Source organism: Streptomyces sp. NPDC060035, assembly GCF_042736635.1.
GTDB lineage: Bacteria > Actinomycetota > Actinomycetes > Streptomycetales > Streptomycetaceae > Streptomyces.
The window spans coordinates 218,615-236,637 of sequence record NZ_JBHWVO010000007.1 but is presented as its reverse complement, the minus strand read 5'-3'; the positions used below and the strand labels follow the sequence as shown (position 1 = coordinate 236,637).

The window sequence follows — 18,023 nt, the reverse complement described above, 5'->3', positions numbered from 1 at the left end:
AGGACACGATCTGACCTAATGGGTCGGTAGTTTCTTCCTATGACTTCTTCCGAATCCCTGCCGTCCTCGGTGGCCGGCCCCGCAGCCGGCACGCCGCCGATGGCTCCGGCGGACCGGCGCCGCTGGCTCGCACTCGCCATCGTGATGACCGCCGCCTTCATGGACCTGGTCGATGTCACGATCGTCAACATCGCCATCCCGAGCATCACTCGGGACACCGGCGCCTCGTTCTCCTCGATCCAGTGGATCACCGCCGGATACGCCCTGGCCTTCGCGGCCGGCCTGATCACGGGCGGCCGGCTCGGGGACATCTACGGCCGCAAGCGGCTCTTCCTCATCGGCATCGGCGGCTTCACCATCGCCTCCGCCCTCTGCGGCTTCGCAGCGAACCCGGAGATGCTGGTCGCCTCCCGCATCCTGCAGGGCGGCATGGCCGCCCTGATGGTGCCGCAGGTGCTGTCGATCGTGCACGCCACCTTCCCGGCACACGAGCGCGGCAAGGTCTTCGGCCTCTTCGGTGCGATCGTCGGGCTCGGCGCGGTCTCAGGGCCGCTGCTGGGTGCGCTGCTCACCGAGTGGAATCTCTTCGGTCTGCAGTGGCGGCCGATCTTCCTGATCAACCTGCCGGTCGGTATCGCCGGACTCATCCTGGGGCGCAAGTTCATCAGTGAGTCCAAGGCGCCGAAGGCGCTCCGTCTCGACCTGGCCGGTGTGGCCCTGGTGACGCTGGGGCTGCTCATGCTGCTCTACCCGCTGACCCGCGGTCGCGACCTCGGCTGGCCGGTGTGGGGCCATGTGTCGATGGCCGCCAGCCTCCTGGTGTTCGCAGGGCTCGTCGCGTATGAACGCCAGAAGGCGCGCAGGGACGGCTCGCCGCTCATCGAACTGTCGTTGTTCAAGGTCAAGAGCTTCGCCGCAGGTGTCGCCGTGCAGCTGACCTTCGGTGTCGTCCTCGGCATCTTCTTCCTGGTCTGGACGCTCTACATGCAGATGGGGCTCGGCTGGAGTGCGCTGCGGGCCGGTGTGACCGGGATCCCGTTCTCGATCGCCGTCTCGGTCGCGGCCGGCATCTCCGTACAGAAGCTGGTGCCCCGCTTCGGCCGCAAGGTTCTCCAGACGGGCGCGCTGCTGATGATCGCCGGGCTGCTGCTCTACATCGGGGAGGCGGCGCGGTACGGCATGGGCATCACGGCCTGGCAGATGGCCGCACCCCTGGTGGTCATGGGTGTGGGGATGGGGCTGATCGTGGCTCCGCTGACGGACGCGGTGCTCTCCGAGGTACCGAAGGAGCACTCCGGATCGGCTTCCGGGCTCATCAACACGGTGCAGCAGATGGGTACGGCCCTGGGGCTCGGCCTCGTCTCGGTCGTCTTCTTCGGATCGATCAGCGACCGGCTGGCACCGGAAGCGGTGGGCCCGGCATTCGTGGACGCGTTCCAGCAGTCGCTGTGGTGGGTGGCCGGAGTGCTCGTGGTGATCTTCCTGGTGATGTTCGCCCTGCCGGCCAGGCCGCAGGTGCACGTCGAGGGCGGCGGTGAGCCGGTGGCCCCGACACCGGACGGCGGCATCTCCAAGGACCCCGCGCTGACGCGCTGATCCACTGACGACGCGCGGCTGCCCGTACTCCCCCGGCCCGGGGACGGACGGGCAGCCGCGCGTCGTGGATCCGTGCCGCTCGTCCGCGCTGCCCGCGAGCGCCGGTCAGCAGATTCGGGTGCGGCTCTCCATGGCCCGGCGTGCGGTGTCCTCGTCCCCGTACACCTCGCACATGTGGCGGCCGTCCGGCGTGGCCGTGTGCTCGACCTCCCACAGGCTCGTCTCGCTGCCGTCCAGGAGCAGGAAGGCGTGCTCGTAGAGCGTGAATCCGGCATCACGTCCCTCGATACGGCACTGGCGTCCGAAGATCTGTGTGATGTGGTGGGCAAAGGCGGCCCGGAGCAGCCCGGCCGTCCCGGCGCCCGGGTGGTCGCTGTTCTCCGCGCGGCGCAGGACACGGCGGGCGTGGTCCGCCGAATTGTCCGGGGCGTACATGCGGGGCAGGGGGACCGGGGGCGCCGCCATCAACAGGGTGAGGACCTCCAGATCCGACTGGAGGCTCTCGTCACCGAAGGCCGGGGTGTCCCAGAAGCTTCCGGCCAGCCGTGCGGCGGCGATCCGGGCATCGCCCTCGTCGTCGTACAGCTCGTGTCTGCGGGATGATCCGGTATCCCGGCTGCTGCCGTGAACCAGCTCCCACAGGGTCAGTGCGGTGCCGTCGGAGAGCAGGTAGGTGTGCCGGTAGGTCTCGCGGTGGAGTGCGGAACTGTGGTGGGACGAGTGCAGTGCGCTGCTGTGCGCCAGCGCCGTCCCGAGCCGGTCGATCGTGCTGTCGGACAGGTCGAAGGAGTTGAGGGCGCATCGCAGGAGTCGCTCGAGGTGCTGCTCGGTTGTCTCGTACGGATCGCTCAAGGTGCTGTCTCCAGGCCGTCGCCGCGCGTTACTCGATGCGTGCATAACGTAGTCCCTGGGTCTGACATCGTGACCGGGGTTCGCGAAAAACGTACCGCGCACGCAGAAAGTTCCCGGCTTGGTCAGGCAGTGCCGTAGAGGTCGCTGTACGAGGGGAAGGTGCCCCCCGGACCGTCGACGCCCCGGGCCGCGCGTACGGCCTTCACGATGGCGCGGGCCAGCGCGTCAGCGCCCGCTGCCAGGATGTCGTTCAGCTCGGCCACGGGCTCCTGGGGCAGTGGAAGCCGGCCGGTGGACAGGGCGAAAACGGTGTCCCCGTCGGTGAGCAGATGGACGGGCCGCACGGCGCGCGCCATTCCGTCGTGCGCCGTCCCCGCGAGCTTCTGCGCCTGGGCGCGGGTGAGAGCGGAGTCGGTGGCGACGACGGCGATCGTGGTGTTGAAGGGGCGTCCCCCCTTTGCCTCCCGGAGCTCCGCCAGCCGCAGACGGGCGGCCTCGTGGATTCCGGCCGCAGGGTGCACCGGGGGCTCGCCCGCGCCGTACTCCCCGTACAGCACCCCGGTCCGCGGATCGAGGACGGAGCCGGCCGCGTTCACCACGACCAGGGCTGCGACCGTGACCCCGGAGGCCAGCCGCACGCTCGCCGTGCCGACGCCTCCCTTGAGCTGCCCGGCCACCGCGCCCGTGCCCGCGCCCACCGTGCCCTCGGCGACCGCTGCCCCCGGCTCCGATGCCGCGGCTGCCTCCACCGCGGCGCGGCCGGTCGAGGCGTCGGGCCGGGCCCGCCAGTCACCGCCCCGGCCCAGGTCGAACAGGCAGGCGGCGGGCACGACCGGAACCACCTGGGCGGGGTCGGGGCCGACCCGGACGCCACGCCCCTGCTCCTCCAGCCAGGCCATCACCCCGGACGCGGCATCCAGCCCGTACGCGCTGCCGCCGGTGAGAACCACCGCGTCGACCCGCTGCACCAGATTGCGCGGATCGAGAGCGTCCGTCTCCCGGGTGCCCGGGCCGCCGCCGCGTACGTCGACGGCGGCAACGGCGCCGCCCTCGGGCGCCAGGACGACGGTGCTCCCGCTCAGCGCACCCTCGCCGGGCACCCGGGCATGGCCGACACGGATCCCGGCCACGTCCGTCAGCGCGTCCAGCGGTCCCAAGGGGCGCAGTTCCTCGGTCATTCCGGGCTCCTCGTGAGGTGCGGTGCTGCCGTGTCCCGGCGAACGTACAGGCGATCGTGAGGGAGCGGGAACGTGCGGTCGCCGCCGGGCCTGTGGGGCTGGGGCCACACGGGCGACTCACTCATCCTGCGGACGCCCATAACAGGACCAAGCGCACCATACGGTCCTACGGTGGCCGGGTGACCGAGCCACCAGAAGAGCCCGCCGCACCCGAGCAGTCCGACCCCGGTGCCCGCACCGGCTCTCCCGGCGGGACGGACGGCCGGAACCCGGGTCCCGCCTCCGCCGTCGCCGCGAAGGCCGCGGGCATCGTCCCGCGGTCCGTCAACGGCCGGGCCGCACTGGCGGGTGTCGTCGTCTCCGTCCTGCTGATCCTCGCGATCGTGCTCGGCAGCCGCCTGCTCCACAACTTCGACTCGGCTCTCCTCCCGTACGCCGTGGCAACCGTCTTCCTCGCCTTCGGCGTCGCCTACCGCTACACGGTCTGGATCTCCGCCCCCGGCGCACGCAGGCTCTTCACCCGCGGCTGGGGCAGTCTGTTCTCGGCCGAGAACTTCCGCAGGGCACCCACCGCCCTGCCGAAGATGATCGCGACCTACCTGGGCTTCCAGAAGTTCCTCGGTGCCCGGTCGCACGCCCGCTGGGCCGCCCACCAGCTGATCTTCTGGGGCTGCATCCTCGCCTCGCTGATCACCTTTCCGCTGACCTGGGGCTGGTTCACCTTCACCTCGGGCAGCGGCTCGGGCCCCGGCTACGAGATGCGTATCTGGGGCTTCAAGATCCTCGGCTTCGACTCGCTGAACATCCTCGGCTGGCTGATGTTCCACGGCCTCGACATCGCCGCCGTCATGGTCATCCCCGGAGCCGCCTACTTCCTCTGGCGCCGGATGAAGGACCGCGGCGCCATCACCGGTCAGCGCTTCGCGTACGACATGGTGCCGCTGCTCGCCCTGATCGTCATCTCCGTGACGGGCCTGCTGCTCACCTTCTCCTCGCTCTTCCTGCACGGCGGCGGCTACCAGTTCCTGGCGATCCTGCACATGGTGTCGGTGGTCTTCACCCTCATCTACATCCCGTTCGGGAAGTTCTTCCACATCGTGCAGCGGCCGGCGGCGGTCGGGATGCAGCTGTTCAAGTACACCGGCCGCGAGGACGACCAGGTCTTCGCCTGCCGCCGCTGCGAGGAACCCATCGACACCGGGCCGTACGTCGAGAACCTGCGCGGCACCATGCGCGACCTCGACCTCGGCTTCGACGCATGGGCCGAGTACTGCCCGCGCTGCAAGAGGGTGCTGCGGGGCAGCGCCTACCTCTCCCAGGTGAAGAAGGGCTTCAAGTGACCGCGGATCCACGCGCTGCCGACCGCCGCACGGTCGTGCCCCTCGACCCCTCCCTCGCACCGCCCGGCACCCGCGGCTTCCGGGACGCGGGAGGCATTCCGGCCGACCAGTGGCACGCCGACCAGGACGGCGAGACGCTCGTCCCCACCCACTGCTGCTTCTGCGGTGTCCAGTGCGGGATGTACCTGCGGGTGGACCGCGGCGGCAAGGTCTTCGGGGTCGAGCCCCGCAACCACGACATCAACCGGATGCGGCTCTGCCCCAAGGGCATCAACGCCTACCAGCAGGTCAACCACCCCGACCGGCTCACCGCCCCGCTCATGCGCCGATCGCGCGACGAGGACTTCCGCGAGGTCTCCTGGGACGAGGCGCTCGACTTCACCGTCTCCGAGATCAAGCGCATCCAGCAGGCCCACGGAAATGACGCTTTCGGGCTTCTCGGCGGCGCCAGCCTCTTCTCCGAGAAGACCTATCTCGTCGGCAAGTTCGCCCGGGTCGCGCTCAGGACCCGGCATGTCGACTACAACGGCCGCCTCTGCATGGTCAGCGCCGCGGGTGCCAACAAACTCGCCTTCGGTATCGACCGGGCCGGCAATCCCTTCTCCGACATCCTGCTCACCGACTGCCTGCTGATCGCCGGCTCCAACGTCGGCGAGTGCTTCCCCGTGCTGACCCAGTACGTCTGGGGAGCCCGGGACCGCGGCGCCACCCTGATCGTGATCGACCCGCGCGAGACAGCGATCGCCCGCACCGCCGACATCCATGTCGCGCTCAAGCCGGGCACCGACTCGGCCTACTTCAACTCCGTGCTCGGCGTGATCATCGCCGAAGGTCTCACCGACGAGACCTACCTCGCCGCCCACGCCACCGGCTGGGACGAGGTCCGGGCCAAGGCCGCGGAGTACCCGCCGTCCCGCGCCGCCGACATCTGCGGCATCCCCGAGGAGCAGATCGTCCAGGTGGCCCGAGCCTTCGCAAGGGCCCCCAAAGCAATGGCATGGCACGCCCGGGGCATCGAGCACCACTCGCAGGGCGTCGAGAACTGCCTCACCGTGATCAACCTGTGCGCCGCTACCGGCCACATCGGCAGACCCGGCGCCGGTTACGGCACCCTCACCGGGCAGGGCAACGGACAGGGCGGCCGCGAGCACGGCCAGAAGTCCGACCTCCTGCCCGGAGGACGCTCGATCCTCAATGAGGAACACCGGCGCCAGATCTGCGAGATCTGGGGCATCGAGGAATCCGAACTTCCGTCCGCCGGGACATCGATGATGGAAATGGTCTGGCAGATGCAGCGCCGCGAGATCCGCGGGCTGATCGGCATCTGCAACAACCCCTTCGTCTCCCTCCCCAACTACCGCGTGGTCAAGGAGGGCTACGACGCCACAGAGTTCCACGCCCAGTTCGACTTCTTCCTCTCCGAGACCGCTGCCAACGCGCATGTCGTCTTCCCCGTCACCACCTGGGCCGAGGACGAGGGGGTCATGGCCAATGCCGAAGCCCGTGTGGTCAAGCACAACAAGGCGCAGGACCCGCCCCCCGGTGTACGGACCGACACCTGGGTGATCTGCGAACTCGCCCGGCGCCTGGGCGCCGGCGACAAGTTCGCGTTCGCCGACTCCCGGGCGGTCTTCGACGAGCTGCGGACGGCCTCCGCCGGGACCGTCATCGACTACTACGGCATCACCTACGAACGGCTGGAGGAGACCGGCGGCATCGCCTGGCCGTGTCCCGCCACCGACCACCCGGGCACCCCACGCCTCTTCGAGGACGGTAGGACCTACCACCCCGACGGCAGGATCCATATGCAGGTCGTCGAATGGCACCCGCCGATGGACCCCTACGACGACGAGTACCCCATGTCGCTCACCACCGGACGCACCGTCGCCCACTTCCTCTCCGGCAACCAGACCCGCCGGCTGGGCGCCCTCGTCGAACAGACCCCGCGGCCCTGGGCCGAGATCCACCCCTCCCACGGCTTCCGCAACGGCGAACCCGTCCGCATCGTCACCCGGCGAGGCAGCGAAGTCTTCCCCGCACTGGTCACCGAGGCCATCCGCCCCGACACCGTCTTCATCCCGTACCACTGGCCGGTTCCGGCCTCGGCCAATGCGCTCACCATCGATGCCCTCGACCCCCGTTCCAAGATCCCTGAGTACAAGGTGTGCGCCTGCAGGATCGAGCACGCCGAAAAGATCGACGAGGTGCCCGCGCCCCCCGTCGCACCCGGCCATGTCGCCTACCCCGAGACCCAGGTGTCCCGGACCGACCCGCTGCCGCCCACGTCTCCGCAGGGCCGTGGCACCTCGGACAGGAGCTGAAGCCGCATGATGGGCAGAACGATCTTCATCGACCCGGGGCGTTGCATCGGCTGCCAGGCCTGTGTCTCCGCCTGCCGGGAATGCGACTCGCACCGCGGCAAGTCGATGATTCACCTCGACTACACCGACGAGGGCAACTCGGTCGCCTCCCTCCCCACGGTCTGCATGCACTGCGAGGACCCGGTGGCCCCCTGCGCCGAGGTCTGCCCCGCCGACGCGATCCTGGTCACCGCCGACGGTGTGGTGCAGCAGGCCGACACCACCCGCTGCATCGGCTGCGCGAACTGCGTCAACGCCTGCCCCTTCGGCGTCCCGAAGATCGACCTCCAGGCGAAGCTGCAGATGAAGTGCAACCTCTGCTACGACCGCACCGCCTACGGACTCGCTCCCATGTGCGCCACCGTCTGCCCGACCGGAGCGCTCTTCTACGGAACCGTCGAGGAGCTCCAGGCCGAGCGCCCCGGTGTCCAGGTCGCCGACACCTTCGTCTTCGGCGAGAGCGAGGTCCGCACCGGCGTGGCCATGGTCGTCCCCGCGGACCGGGTCCAGTGGCCCGTGCCCGGCGGTCTTCCCGTCGTCGAGATCAACGGTAAGGACGTCCGCCGATGAGTGTCACCGAACAGCAGCCCGGCAGCGACCGGAACTCCGGCGGCGATCCCCGCGAGGCGCTCCACGACCGGATTGCCGCCGACTCGCTCACCACCCGGCGCGAGTATCTCCGGATCGTGACCACCGTCTCCGGCGGCCTCGCGCTCGGCGGCCTGGGGGTGGCGGGCGGGATCCTCCACCGCCCCGGCGACGAGGAGGACGACAAGGCGCCTGCGCCGAAGCGGATCGCCCCGTTGCTGCTGCCCGGCCAGTCGATCGCCTTCCGCTACCCCGAGGACGAGGACCGGGCAGTCGCCGTACGGCTGGATGACGGGACCCTCGTCGGCTACTCCGCGATCTGTACCCACCTCGCCTGCGCCGTGATCTGGCGCAACGACCGGGGCACCGAGGGGGAGCTCTACTGCCCCTGCCACGAGGGTGTCTTCGACGCCCGGACCGGCGAAGTCACTGCGGGACCGCCGCCTCGCGGACTGCCCAAGGTGGCGCTCACCGAGCAGACCGACGGCAGCATCTGGGCCGTGGGCACCACCCGCTCCGGCGAAAGCATCGAGCAGGGGCTGTGCCGCCAGATCGGCGAGGACCGCCCGGACCTGGCTGCCCGGATCGGCTGCCCCGGAGTCGGCGGAGGCGTGGAGGCGCCACCCCCGGCGGTCTCGTCGAAAGCAGGTGTGCCGGGCGCCGAGCCGTCCGACAGCACCACCGGCGGGACCGGAGCCGCGGGCGGGCGGTCATGACGAACCCCCGACAGCCCCACGATCCCCCGGAGCCCACCGCTGCCCAGCAGGCCTCCGGACACCGATACCCCGAGTACCGGCCGGGCAGCACCAGCCCCGAACTGAACCGCCCCGTACACGAGCGTTACCCGCAGATCCGTGCCACCAGCGGTTACGGCGACCCGCGGGTGCGGCACACCGGTCCCGGCCCCGGAGCGGGCACCGACCAGGAACCCGAGCGCTCCTCGAAGCTGACGGCCCGGCTGGTCCTTGCCATGACCGTGGTCGTCGGGCAGCTCTGGGGGCTGACGGTGGTGATCGACGAATGGATGGAGGGCAACACGGGAACAGCCTGGTGGGGCGCCGGTTTCCTCGGCCTGTCCTTCCTCGTCGTCCTCGGCCTGTGGCTGCTCGATCCGAAGGACCGGTGAGCGCCGCCGTACCCTTGACGTATGAGTACCGCCCCCGCCTCCGGACCGCGAGATTCGAAGCCGTTGCAGGAGCCCAGGCCGAAGCCGCCTCTGATCTTCGACGATCCGCTGGACAGGCAGTCCGCGGACGATACGGACCAGGGGTGGGGCGAGCGGGCTCCGGCCGGCGGCAGCGCCGCCGATCTGGCCCGCTTCCTCGACGAGAAGCCGCCCCACCACGTGTGAACCAACACGTGTGATCCAGGACCTGTGGCCCGTTGGTTACGGCTGGTCGCGCCGGGATACCAGAGCGTCGCGGATTTCCTTCAGCACCTCCAGTTCGCTCACCTCCATCGTTTCCTGAACGCCTTCCTTGGCAGCCTGCGCGGCTGCCCTCCTGGCGAGGCACTTCGCCATCGGCATCACCATCAGGAAGTAGACGACGGCGCCGGTGATCAAGAAGCTGAGCGCGGCGCTCAGCACCGAGCCCCACAGGATCTCGATCCCGTCCATCCTGCCGGTGTCCGGATCCACGACACAGGGCCCTCGGAGACAGGAGCTGTATTTCTCCAGGTCCTGGGTGCCGAAGGCACCCACCAGCGGATTGATGATCCCTTTGACGACTGCGTTCACGACGTTGGTGAATGCGGCACCGATGACGACAGCGACCGCGAGGTCGATCACGTTGCCGCGCATCAGGAAGGCTTTGAAGCCCTCCAGCAGACTGACCTTCTTCTCGCTCATCGATGAGTCTTCCTCTGTATGTGCCGCAAGGGGGGCGAACTGCTCCTTCACATAAGGCGGCGGAAGGCGACGCTGTCCAATCAGGTAAACCCAACGCGTGAGTTGACGACATGTCAGCTCTGCTCGGTGTGGGAGACCGCGACCGCGAGACGACCGGACACGCCCGCGCCGGCCAGGGCCGCGGCGGTGTCCCGCTCCACGGACAGGACCACCAGGGCACCGCCTTCCGCGGCTGTCCCGCCGTCGCCGTCCGCGGCCGGGTACCCCTGCCCGCCGTCTTCCGAACGGCGCGGCACGTCCGCCACCTCCACATCCTTCGCCACCACCCTGGCAACAGGATCGCCGTCCTGCGCGGCGATCACGTCGACGCGGTCCCCCGCACGCAACAACCGCACCGTCGCCGCATCCGCGATCCGCACCGGCGCGGACACCATGCGCCCAGGACGCCGCTCCGGAGCCGACGGCACACCGCCCGCAACGGCGACGCCGCCCGCACCCGGTGTGCCGGTCTCCGAGGCGCTCAGGCCCGAAGCGGCGAGCGCGGCCGAGGCCAGGGCGACTCCCGCCGCCATCGCGCGGCGCTGTCGGCGTATGACCCGGCGCAGTCGTCCGGCACGGCTGCCGTGAACGTGCAGGGGGTCGAACGGTGGCACCCCGCGCGGTGCGGGAGGAGCCGGACGTGTATCGGGCACGGACGGGAACATGGCAAACACCACCTGCGGTGAAGGAAATCCAGAGCGTGAGGGGCGTCCGGCGGCAACAACGCCGGACGCCCCTCACGATCCACCTTCCGCGGGAATCCGGCCGCGGCCTGTGGAAAACCCACACGTTGTGGATAACCCCGGTACCCGAACGAGCCATGACATGGCAAGCCGGCGGGGGTGTCATGGTTCTGATGGCTACGGTCACCCCGCCGGGTCCGGAGCGAGCTCAGGCAGCTCGATCCGGCGAGCTACGCCCGCCCTCCATGTGCCGTTGAGTGGCGCATCCGCTCCCGCGGAACCCGGATCGTCCCGCGGCAGGTTCCCCGTCGACTTCGACGGATGAGGGCTTCACTCGAAAGCCTCGGCCGGGAAACGAGCCAGGACCCCTGTGCCATCACGGCCGAACGGGCGCCCGAAGAGGTCGCCCATCGGCTTGAGCTGGAGCCACATCATGCGCTCCTGGCTACCCACCGACGACGAGGCGAAGCGACTGGAGCTCGAGCCCGACGCCACCAACCCGATCGCCGGACACGTCGTGGTAGGACGCGGGGCACCACATTCTGCGGAGTCCATTCGTCGCGTCAGGATTTGACCTCCGCTCAACCAGTGACATCCGGGGGGGTCGGGGGTTACGGTGCCAACCAACAGTGTGACAACGTTGTCATGTGTGTCAGGACTCGAAGGGAAATACCCCATGCGGTTTGCTTTCAGACCGTTCCGTCCCCGTACTTCCGGTATAACAGCCGGTCTGATGGCCGCCGTACTCGTGGGTGGTGGAGTGGTCGGCATCGCCCAGCCCGCCGCCGCCGCGGACGCGGAACCGATCGATCTGGTCAATCCGTTCGTCGGAACCCAGAACTTCGGCAACACCTTCCCCGGGGCGAGCGCGCCGTTCGGCATGGTCCAGGTCAGTCCGGACACCGGCGGCCAGGGCGGCTACGACTACAAGCAGGACTCGATCTACGGATTCAGCCAGACGCACCTTTCCGGCGTCGGCTGCGGTGTCATGGGCGAGCTGCCCATCATGCCGACCACGGGCGCGGTCGACTCCGTGGACCCGAACGCCTACCGCTCCCCGTACAGCCACGACGACGAGCAGGCCAGCCCCGGTTACTACCGGGTGGGGCTGAAGAAGTACGACGTCGACGCGGAACTCACTGCCACCGAACGCACCGGGTGGCAGCGCTACACCTTCCCCTCCACCGGTTCGGCCAACGTCCTGTTCAACACGGGCAAGGCCAACCAGTCCGTGCTGGACTCCGAGGTGCACGTCGTTGGCGACCGCACCATCGAGGGCCGGGTGCACGCCGGGGGCTTCTGCGCCGGACACGACGAGCACACGGTGTACTTCAGTGCCACCTTCGACCGGCCCTTCAAGGCCTACGGCACGTGGGACGGCGCAGACCCCGAGCCCGACACCCGCGACGCGGAGGGAAGCGGCCAGAACGGTGCCTGGGTGACCTTCGACGCGACCACCGACCGGGACGCCGTCCTCAAGGTGGGGCTGTCCTACACAGGTGTGGAGGGCGCCCGTAAGAACCTGGCCGCGGAGACCAAGGAGTCCTTCGACTTCGACTCCACGCGCAAGGCGTTGCAGGACACCTGGAAGAAGCAGCTGGATTCCATCCGGGTCAGCGGAGGCGCGGCGGACCGGCAGAAGGCCTTCTACACCGCGCTGTACCACAGCCAGCTGCACCCGAACCTTGCCGGTGACGTCGACGGCCTGTACCAGGGGTTCGACAACAAGACGCACACGGCAAAGGACTACACGCCGTATCAGAACTTCTCGCTCTGGGACACCTACCGGCCGCAGAACCAGCTTCTGCAGATGCTGGAGCCGAAGGTCGCCCGGGACGTCGCGCTGTCGGTCGTCGCGGCCGGCCGGGACGGCGGCTGGCTGCCCCGCTGGGCGCTCGCCAACAGCGAGACCAACATCATGACCGGTGACCCGGTCACCCCCTTCCTCGTAGAGGCTTGGTCGAAGGGTCTCCTCGCCGGACACGAGGCAGAGACCTACGCGTTGCTGAAGAAGAACGCGACCAGCACCCCGCCCGCCGACTCGTCGTACAACGGACGCTCGGGCTCGGACCACTACACCGAGCGCGGCTACATCCCGTCAGGTCTCGAGCTCGGCAAGGACTGCGCGGACAAGGGCGGCGACAACGACTGCAAGCACCCGGCGTCGGCGACGATGGAGTACTCCGCCGCCGATGCGTCGCTCGCGCTGATGGCCGACCGGCTCGGACACAAGTCGGACGCCCGGATGTTCGCCGCGCGCGGGCAGTGGTATCGGAACCTGTGGGACTCCTCGATCCAGCAGTTCCGTCCGCGGACGGCCGAGGGCACCTGGCTCACGCCGTACGACCCGGTCGAGGCGGCGCACCAGTTCCACGAGGGCGGCGCGTACCAGTACCAGTGGCTGGTGCCGCAAGACCCGGCTGGTCTCGTCAGCCTGATGGGCGGCCGGAGCGCCACCGAGAAGCGGCTCGACTCCTTCTTCGTCCACGACAAACTGCTCACCGACCCGGCGGGCACCGCTCGGAACGACTGGATCTCGCAGCCGTACGACTACTACGGCAAGCCGACGTACAACCCGAACAACGAGCCGGATCTGCACGCCCCGTACATGTACAACTGGGTCGGCGCTCCGGCGAAGACCGCGACCGTGGTGCGTGCGGCGATGACGCTGTTCACCAACGGGCCGGACGGGATGACGGGCAACGACGACCTGGGCACCATGTCTGCCTGGTACGTCTTCTCCTCGCTCGGCATCTACCCGACGATGAGCGGCGGCAACTTCCTGGCCGTGTCCAGCCCGCAGTTCGAGTCGGCGACCGTCCGGATCGGCAGCTATCCCAAGGCGTCCGGCACCAAGGGCCAGGGCGGCACGCTGACGATCGAGGCGCCCGGAGCGAGCGACACGAAGCGGTACGTGCAGAGCGTGGCCCTGAACGGCCGGGACGTACCCCAGACCTGGCTGAGCTGGAACAAGCTCGCGCACGGCGGAACCCTGGCCCACCGGCTCGGGACCTCCCCGTCCTCCTGGGGCACGGGCAAGGACGCCCAGCCGCCATCCGTCAACCAGGCGTCCCCCGACAGCCGCAAGCACGTCGACGCGTCGTTGCGTCCCGCCTCGGCGGTCGTCCCCACGGGCGACACCGCGCAGACCGCGAAGTTCACGCTGGACGTCCTGGGGCAGGCACCCGGCAAGCTGAACGTGTCGGTCACGGCGAAGGTGCCCAGCGGCTGGAAGGCCACGACGGCACCGCGTTCACCCCTGGTGATCGATTCCGGACACCTTCCGGTGCAGAAGAAGGTGTCGCTCGACATCACCGTGCCGCCGGGCGTCGCCGCCGGGTCCTACCCGGTGGAGGTGAAGGTCGCGGGCCGAGGGGCGAACGCGGTCACGCGCAAGGCCACCGTCGCGGTGGGAGCCGCCACGACCTGCGCGAGTGAGGCGAACGGGCAGTGCGCCGTGAACCTGCGCGCGGACCTCGGCCACGACGGCACGGCCACGGTGGCGAACTCCGACGAGGGCGACTTCGACGGGCATGGCTGGAGCTATGACGGCGACCTGCTGCCCAAGGAGGGGCCGGTCACATGGGACGGGGTGACGTACGACGCGCCGGACCCCACCGGCACGGCGAACAACTTCCTCGAAGCGCGCGGGCAGGCCCTCCTGCTGCCCGCCGGACAGCACAGTGCGCTGCGGCTCGTCGGCTCGGCGCACAACGGTCCTGTGACCACCACACTGACCGTGCACTACACGGACGGCAGCAGCACGGAGGCACCGGTGACGTTCGGTGACTGGGCGGGCTCCGCGCCGGACGGCAGCACGGTCGTCCTCGACATGCCGCACCGCATCAAGCGGGGCAGCGGTGTCGACGGGCCGTCCATTCGGCTCTTCGGCACGGCCGCCGAGCTCGACGGGGGCAAGACGGTCCGTTCGGTCTCGCTGCCGGACGACTCCCGCGTCGAGATCTACGCGATCACGCTCGCTTAGAGAGGGACGACGGACCGCCGGAACCCATGCCGGCGGTCCGCCGTTCCCGATCGGCGCACCCATCTCAGGGCCTCGGCGCGGAAGCCTGGGTTTCCGTGGGCGTCGCAACACCCCAGCTAAGGGGTGCGATGGACCTCGAGATCCGGAGGGACCGGTAGCCGCAGGGACGGAAGAAGCTGACCCGTGAGCGGGCGAGGTACTTCCAGCTCATGCAACAGGGCCAGCAGGGAAGCCTGTCGGATCGCCGGTATCGAGTGCGGACGTGAAAGAAGTGGCGCAACGGCCGCCACGCCTGCAAAGGCAGTGAGAAGGCGGCGCCTCCGATCCATCAGGAGGCGCCGCCTTCGTCGGGCCCGTCCCCCCGCCCCGAGCCGGGGAAGAAGAGTGCCGCGCTGAGGAACTTCATCCGGCGTCACCTGGACCTACGGTCGAGCCCCGAGCAGATCTGCCAGGCTCTGCGGTCCCGGTTTCCCGACCGGCCGGATATGCACGTGGCCCACGAGACGATCTACCAGGCCCTCTACGTCCAGGGCCGGGCTGCGACGTGGTCGACGGCTGCCGGGTTCACCGGGGTGACGTCGGCGGTCTCAAGGCAGCTCGATCCCTGTGTCGAGTCCGTCCAGCGCGCGCACACACGCGCAGTCGCGTTCCGTGTTCGCAGGCAGCGCTGCCACCGCGTCGAACAGCACCGACCGCAGCCGGTCGACGTTGGCGGAGAACACCTTGAGCACATCCCCGTGACTGACGCCCTCGCCGGCCTCGGCCCCCGCGTCGAGGTCCGTCACCAATGTCAGCGTCGTATAGCAGAGCCCCAGTTCACGGGCGAGCACCGCCTCCGGATGCCCGGTCATCCCGACCACCGACCAGCCCATCGCCGCATGCCAGCGTGATTCCGCGCGGGTCGAGAAGCGCGGCCCCTCCACGACGACCAGGGTCCCGCCGTCCACCGGCTCCCAGTCGCGCCCTCGTGCGGCCTTGAGCGCCGCATGGCGTCCCTGAGGGCAGTACGGGTCGGCGAAGCCGAGATGCACCACGTTCGGTTCGGTTCCGTCCGCCCGGGTCACGCCGTCGTAGTACGTCTGTGTACGGGCTTTGGTGCGGTCCACAAGCTGGTCCGGTACGAGCAGGGTCCCCGGCCCGTACTCCGGGCGCAGCCCGCCGACGGCACACGGGCCGAGCACCTGGCGTACGCCGACGGAACGCAGGGCCCAGAGATTGGCGCGGTAGTTGATGCGGTGCGGCGGGAGGTGGTGGCCGCGTCCGTGACGCGGGAGGAATGCCACCCGGCGGCCCGCGATCTCGCCCAGGAAGAGGGAGTCGCTCGGCGCCCCGTACGGGGTGTCCACCTGGACCTCGGTCACGTCCTCGAGGAAGGAGTAGAAGCCCGATCCGCCGATGACACCGATATCCGCTGTACCCGTTTCTGCGTTCACCATGCCGTCACACTAACCGGGCACACACGACCGGGACCCCGCCGAGTCGATCAGCGGGGTCCGGGTGAAGCGTGTGGTGTACGTGCGCAGCCTCAGGCAGCCGATGTACTGCTCGAGGACGAAGACGAGGACGACGGCGCCGACGAGGACGCAGACGACGACGAAGAAGAACTCGACGCGGCGGGCTTCGAGTCCGAACCCGAGGACCCCGACGAGGACGTCGACGTGGCGGACGCGGAACCGGATGCCTTCGCGGGCGACGTCGACGGCGTGCTGCTCGACGAGGAGCCGCGGCTGTCGTTCCGGTAGAAACCGGATCCCTTGAAGACGATGCCGACCGCCGAGAACACCTTCTTCAGGCGTCCCTCGCAGTTCGGGCACACGGTCAGGGCATCATCGGTGAACTTCTGCACCGCCTCGAGGCCCTCGCCGCACTCGGTGCACTGGTACTGATAGGTCGGCACTTGCTCCTCCTGGCACTCTCACTCAGTGAGTGCTAACGACGTTCCATACTGACGTATTCCGAGCGATCAGTCCACCGTGACCGGCTCGCGGTGACCGATCCCACGTGCCACCGTCCGTCCCCGGTACCTCGGCGTCAACCGCGAGCGCAGGGCCAGCAAGGTCGCCAGCGCCAGCGCCGTCCCCACCAGCGGCACCACGAAACCGGTGCTCGCACCGTGGGAGTCGGCAAGCTGCCCGGCCACCGTGACAGCGGCCGCCTGGCCGAGCGCCACTGCGCCCGTCAGCCAGGTGAAGGCCTCGGTCCTGGCCGATGCCGGCACCAAGGCCTCGACCAGCGTGTAACCGCTGATCAATGCCGGGGCGATGCACAGACCGACCAGCAGTCCGAGACCGGCCAGCAGCGGTACGGAGTGCACCGCCCAGAGCCCGGAGGCGGTCAGAGTCAGGGCCACGTACCCGACGATCAGCCGGCGACGCGGGCTGCTCTTCCAGGCGATGGCCCCGCAGGCGATCCCGGCCAGCATGTTGCCGGCCGCGAACACCCCGTACAGCAGTCCGTTCACGCCCGGCCTGCCGATCTCCTCGGAGAACGCCGTCAGCGAGACCTGCATTCCCCCGAAGACGGCGCCGATGCCCAGGAAGGTGATGGCGAGCACCCGGACTCCCGGTACGGACAGTGCGGAGCGGTGCGGTTCGGCGGCGGTCGCGGCGCTACGGGGAGCGGGCTGGGTGGAGCTCTGGGCGGCGAAGAGAACTCCGCCGATCAGCGTCAGCGTGGCTTCGGCGATCAGTCCGGCCGCCGGGTGCACGCCGGTGCACAGTGCCGTCGCGAGGACCGGGCCGACGACGAAGGTGAACTCGTCCGTCACGGACTCGAAGGCGGCGGCCGTGGACATCAGCGGGGACGCAGGCCGCCCCGGGGCGGCCCCGAGCCGGGCCGCCCAGCGGGCCCGGACCATCGGCCCGATCTGCGGGATGGAGGCTCCGGTGGGTACGGCCGCCAGGAACAGCACCCACAGGGGTGCGTGCGCCAGGGCGAGCGCCGTGAGGACGCCCACGGACAGGGCGTGCACGAGAACGCCGGGCAGGAGCACGGCGCGCTGGCCGAGACGGTCGGCGAGCCTGCCGCTCTGCGGTGCGAACAGCGCCATCGAGACGCCGGACACGGCGGCGACAGCGCCTGCGCTGCCGTACGAACCGGTGGTGTGCTGAACCAGGAGCACGATGCCGATGGTCAGCATCGCGAAGGGCTGCCGGGCAGCGAAGCCCGGGAGGAGGAAGGTCCACGCACCAGGGGTGCGCAGCAACTGCCCGTAACCGGGGCGGTCGGAGACCGTGGATGCCACGGTCCTTGCCTTTCTGCCGCCTGGTAGCCGTGCTCCCGGGCGCGGCCGGCACCGGAGTGCGCGGCTCGTGCGGGAGCTGCCGAGAGCTGTCCTCTTCGCGCGGAACTGCGGTAGATGCCGGGCGCTCGCTCCAGAGGCGAAAGGACGCCACGACCGCCATACGGTCGCGCCAGCTCTGCATCAGACAGAGTTGGTCGATCAAGATGTGTTGATCAATGTGGTCGATCAAGACTAATACGGGTGGATCTTCGGTAACAATCCTTCATCTTACAGGTCACGGGCTGCATGTGCCTGTGATTGCGCACGAGG

At 69.4% G+C, this 18,023-nt stretch carries 15 protein-coding genes; 8 read left to right on the top strand and 7 right to left on the bottom strand.

The window, feature by feature from the left end:
• Positions 1 to 39: 39 nt before the first annotated feature.
• Positions 40 to 1,596: an MFS transporter gene (locus tag ACFWBQ_RS14175; RefSeq protein WP_385487580.1), complete on the top strand. Its 1,557-nt coding sequence runs from the start codon at positions 40 to 42 to the stop codon at positions 1,594 to 1,596.
• Positions 1,597 to 1,701: 105 nt separating this feature from the next.
• On the opposite strand, the gene ACFWBQ_RS14170 is transcribed toward ACFWBQ_RS14175, so the two are convergent.
• Both ACFWBQ_RS14170 and ACFWBQ_RS14165 read right to left on the bottom strand, forming a co-directional pair.
• Positions 1,702 to 2,448 (bottom strand): DUF6227 family protein, encoded by a 747-nt coding sequence (locus ACFWBQ_RS14170; protein WP_385487578.1) that lies wholly within the window; start codon positions 2,446 to 2,448, stop codon positions 1,702 to 1,704.
• A gap of 122 nt (positions 2,449 to 2,570) precedes the next feature.
• Positions 2,571 to 3,626: a P1 family peptidase gene (locus tag ACFWBQ_RS14165; protein WP_385487576.1), complete on the bottom strand. Its 1,056-nt coding sequence runs from the start codon at positions 3,624 to 3,626 to the stop codon at positions 2,571 to 2,573.
• Between the two features lie 179 nt (positions 3,627 to 3,805).
• Here ACFWBQ_RS14165 and ACFWBQ_RS14160 point away from each other — a divergent pair, with 179 nt between their 5' ends.
• Genes ACFWBQ_RS14160 through ACFWBQ_RS14135 form a run of 6 tightly spaced genes read left to right on the top strand, consistent with a single transcriptional unit; the run spans position 3,806 to position 9,265 of the window.
• The gene (locus ACFWBQ_RS14160; protein WP_385487574.1) at positions 3,806 to 4,966 is read left to right on the top strand and encodes an MFS transporter; all 1,161 of its coding nucleotides are present in this window, start codon (positions 3,806 to 3,808) and stop codon (positions 4,964 to 4,966) included.
• Positions 4,963 to 7,287 (top strand): molybdopterin oxidoreductase family protein, encoded by a 2,325-nt coding sequence (locus ACFWBQ_RS14155; protein WP_385487572.1) that lies wholly within the window; start codon positions 4,963 to 4,965, stop codon positions 7,285 to 7,287. Before ACFWBQ_RS14160 ends, ACFWBQ_RS14155 begins: the two co-directional genes overlap by 4 nt.
• A gap of 6 nt (positions 7,288 to 7,293) precedes the next feature.
• Positions 7,294 to 7,896, top strand: a complete 603-nt coding sequence (locus ACFWBQ_RS14150; RefSeq protein ID WP_385487570.1) for a 4Fe-4S dicluster domain-containing protein — start codon at positions 7,294 to 7,296, stop codon at positions 7,894 to 7,896.
• Positions 7,893 to 8,630: a ubiquinol-cytochrome c reductase iron-sulfur subunit gene (locus ACFWBQ_RS14145; RefSeq protein ID WP_385487568.1), complete on the top strand. Its 738-nt coding sequence runs from the start codon at positions 7,893 to 7,895 to the stop codon at positions 8,628 to 8,630. The genes ACFWBQ_RS14150 and ACFWBQ_RS14145 overlap by 4 nt, the downstream gene beginning before the upstream one ends.
• Positions 8,627 to 9,040: a hypothetical protein gene (locus tag ACFWBQ_RS14140; RefSeq protein WP_385487566.1), complete on the top strand. Its 414-nt coding sequence runs from the start codon at positions 8,627 to 8,629 to the stop codon at positions 9,038 to 9,040. The genes ACFWBQ_RS14145 and ACFWBQ_RS14140 overlap by 4 nt, the downstream gene beginning before the upstream one ends.
• A gap of 21 nt (positions 9,041 to 9,061) precedes the next feature.
• The gene (locus tag ACFWBQ_RS14135; RefSeq protein WP_385487564.1) at positions 9,062 to 9,265 is read left to right on the top strand and encodes a hypothetical protein; all 204 of its coding nucleotides are present in this window, start codon (positions 9,062 to 9,064) and stop codon (positions 9,263 to 9,265) included.
• A gap of 36 nt (positions 9,266 to 9,301) precedes the next feature.
• Here ACFWBQ_RS14135 and ACFWBQ_RS14130 read toward each other — a convergent pair whose 3' ends face one another.
• Positions 9,302 to 9,763: an MscL family protein gene (locus tag ACFWBQ_RS14130; RefSeq protein ID WP_385487771.1), complete on the bottom strand. Its 462-nt coding sequence runs from the start codon at positions 9,761 to 9,763 to the stop codon at positions 9,302 to 9,304.
• A 113-nt stretch (positions 9,764 to 9,876) separates the two neighbouring features.
• Positions 9,877 to 10,467, bottom strand: coding sequence for an RcpC/CpaB family pilus assembly protein (locus tag ACFWBQ_RS14125; RefSeq protein ID WP_385487562.1), 591 nt, complete (start codon positions 10,465 to 10,467; stop codon positions 9,877 to 9,879).
• Between the two features lie 751 nt (positions 10,468 to 11,218).
• Here ACFWBQ_RS14125 and ACFWBQ_RS14120 point away from each other — a divergent pair.
• Positions 11,219 to 14,470, top strand: coding sequence for a GH92 family glycosyl hydrolase (locus ACFWBQ_RS14120; protein WP_385487560.1), 3,252 nt, complete (start codon positions 11,219 to 11,221; stop codon positions 14,468 to 14,470).
• Between the two features lie 587 nt (positions 14,471 to 15,057).
• Here the strand turns inward: ACFWBQ_RS14120 and ACFWBQ_RS14115 are convergent.
• From ACFWBQ_RS14115 to ACFWBQ_RS14105, 3 genes are all read right to left on the bottom strand, one after another.
• Positions 15,058 to 15,906, bottom strand: coding sequence for an S-methyl-5'-thioadenosine phosphorylase (locus tag ACFWBQ_RS14115; protein ID WP_385487558.1), 849 nt, complete (start codon positions 15,904 to 15,906; stop codon positions 15,058 to 15,060).
• An 89-nt stretch (positions 15,907 to 15,995) separates the two neighbouring features.
• The gene (locus ACFWBQ_RS14110; RefSeq protein ID WP_385487556.1) at positions 15,996 to 16,367 is read right to left on the bottom strand and encodes an FmdB family zinc ribbon protein; all 372 of its coding nucleotides are present in this window, start codon (positions 16,365 to 16,367) and stop codon (positions 15,996 to 15,998) included.
• 66 nt (positions 16,368 to 16,433) lie between these two features.
• Positions 16,434 to 17,714: an MFS transporter gene (locus tag ACFWBQ_RS14105; RefSeq protein ID WP_385487554.1), complete on the bottom strand. Its 1,281-nt coding sequence runs from the start codon at positions 17,712 to 17,714 to the stop codon at positions 16,434 to 16,436.
• Positions 17,715 to 18,023 lie beyond the last annotated feature (309 nt).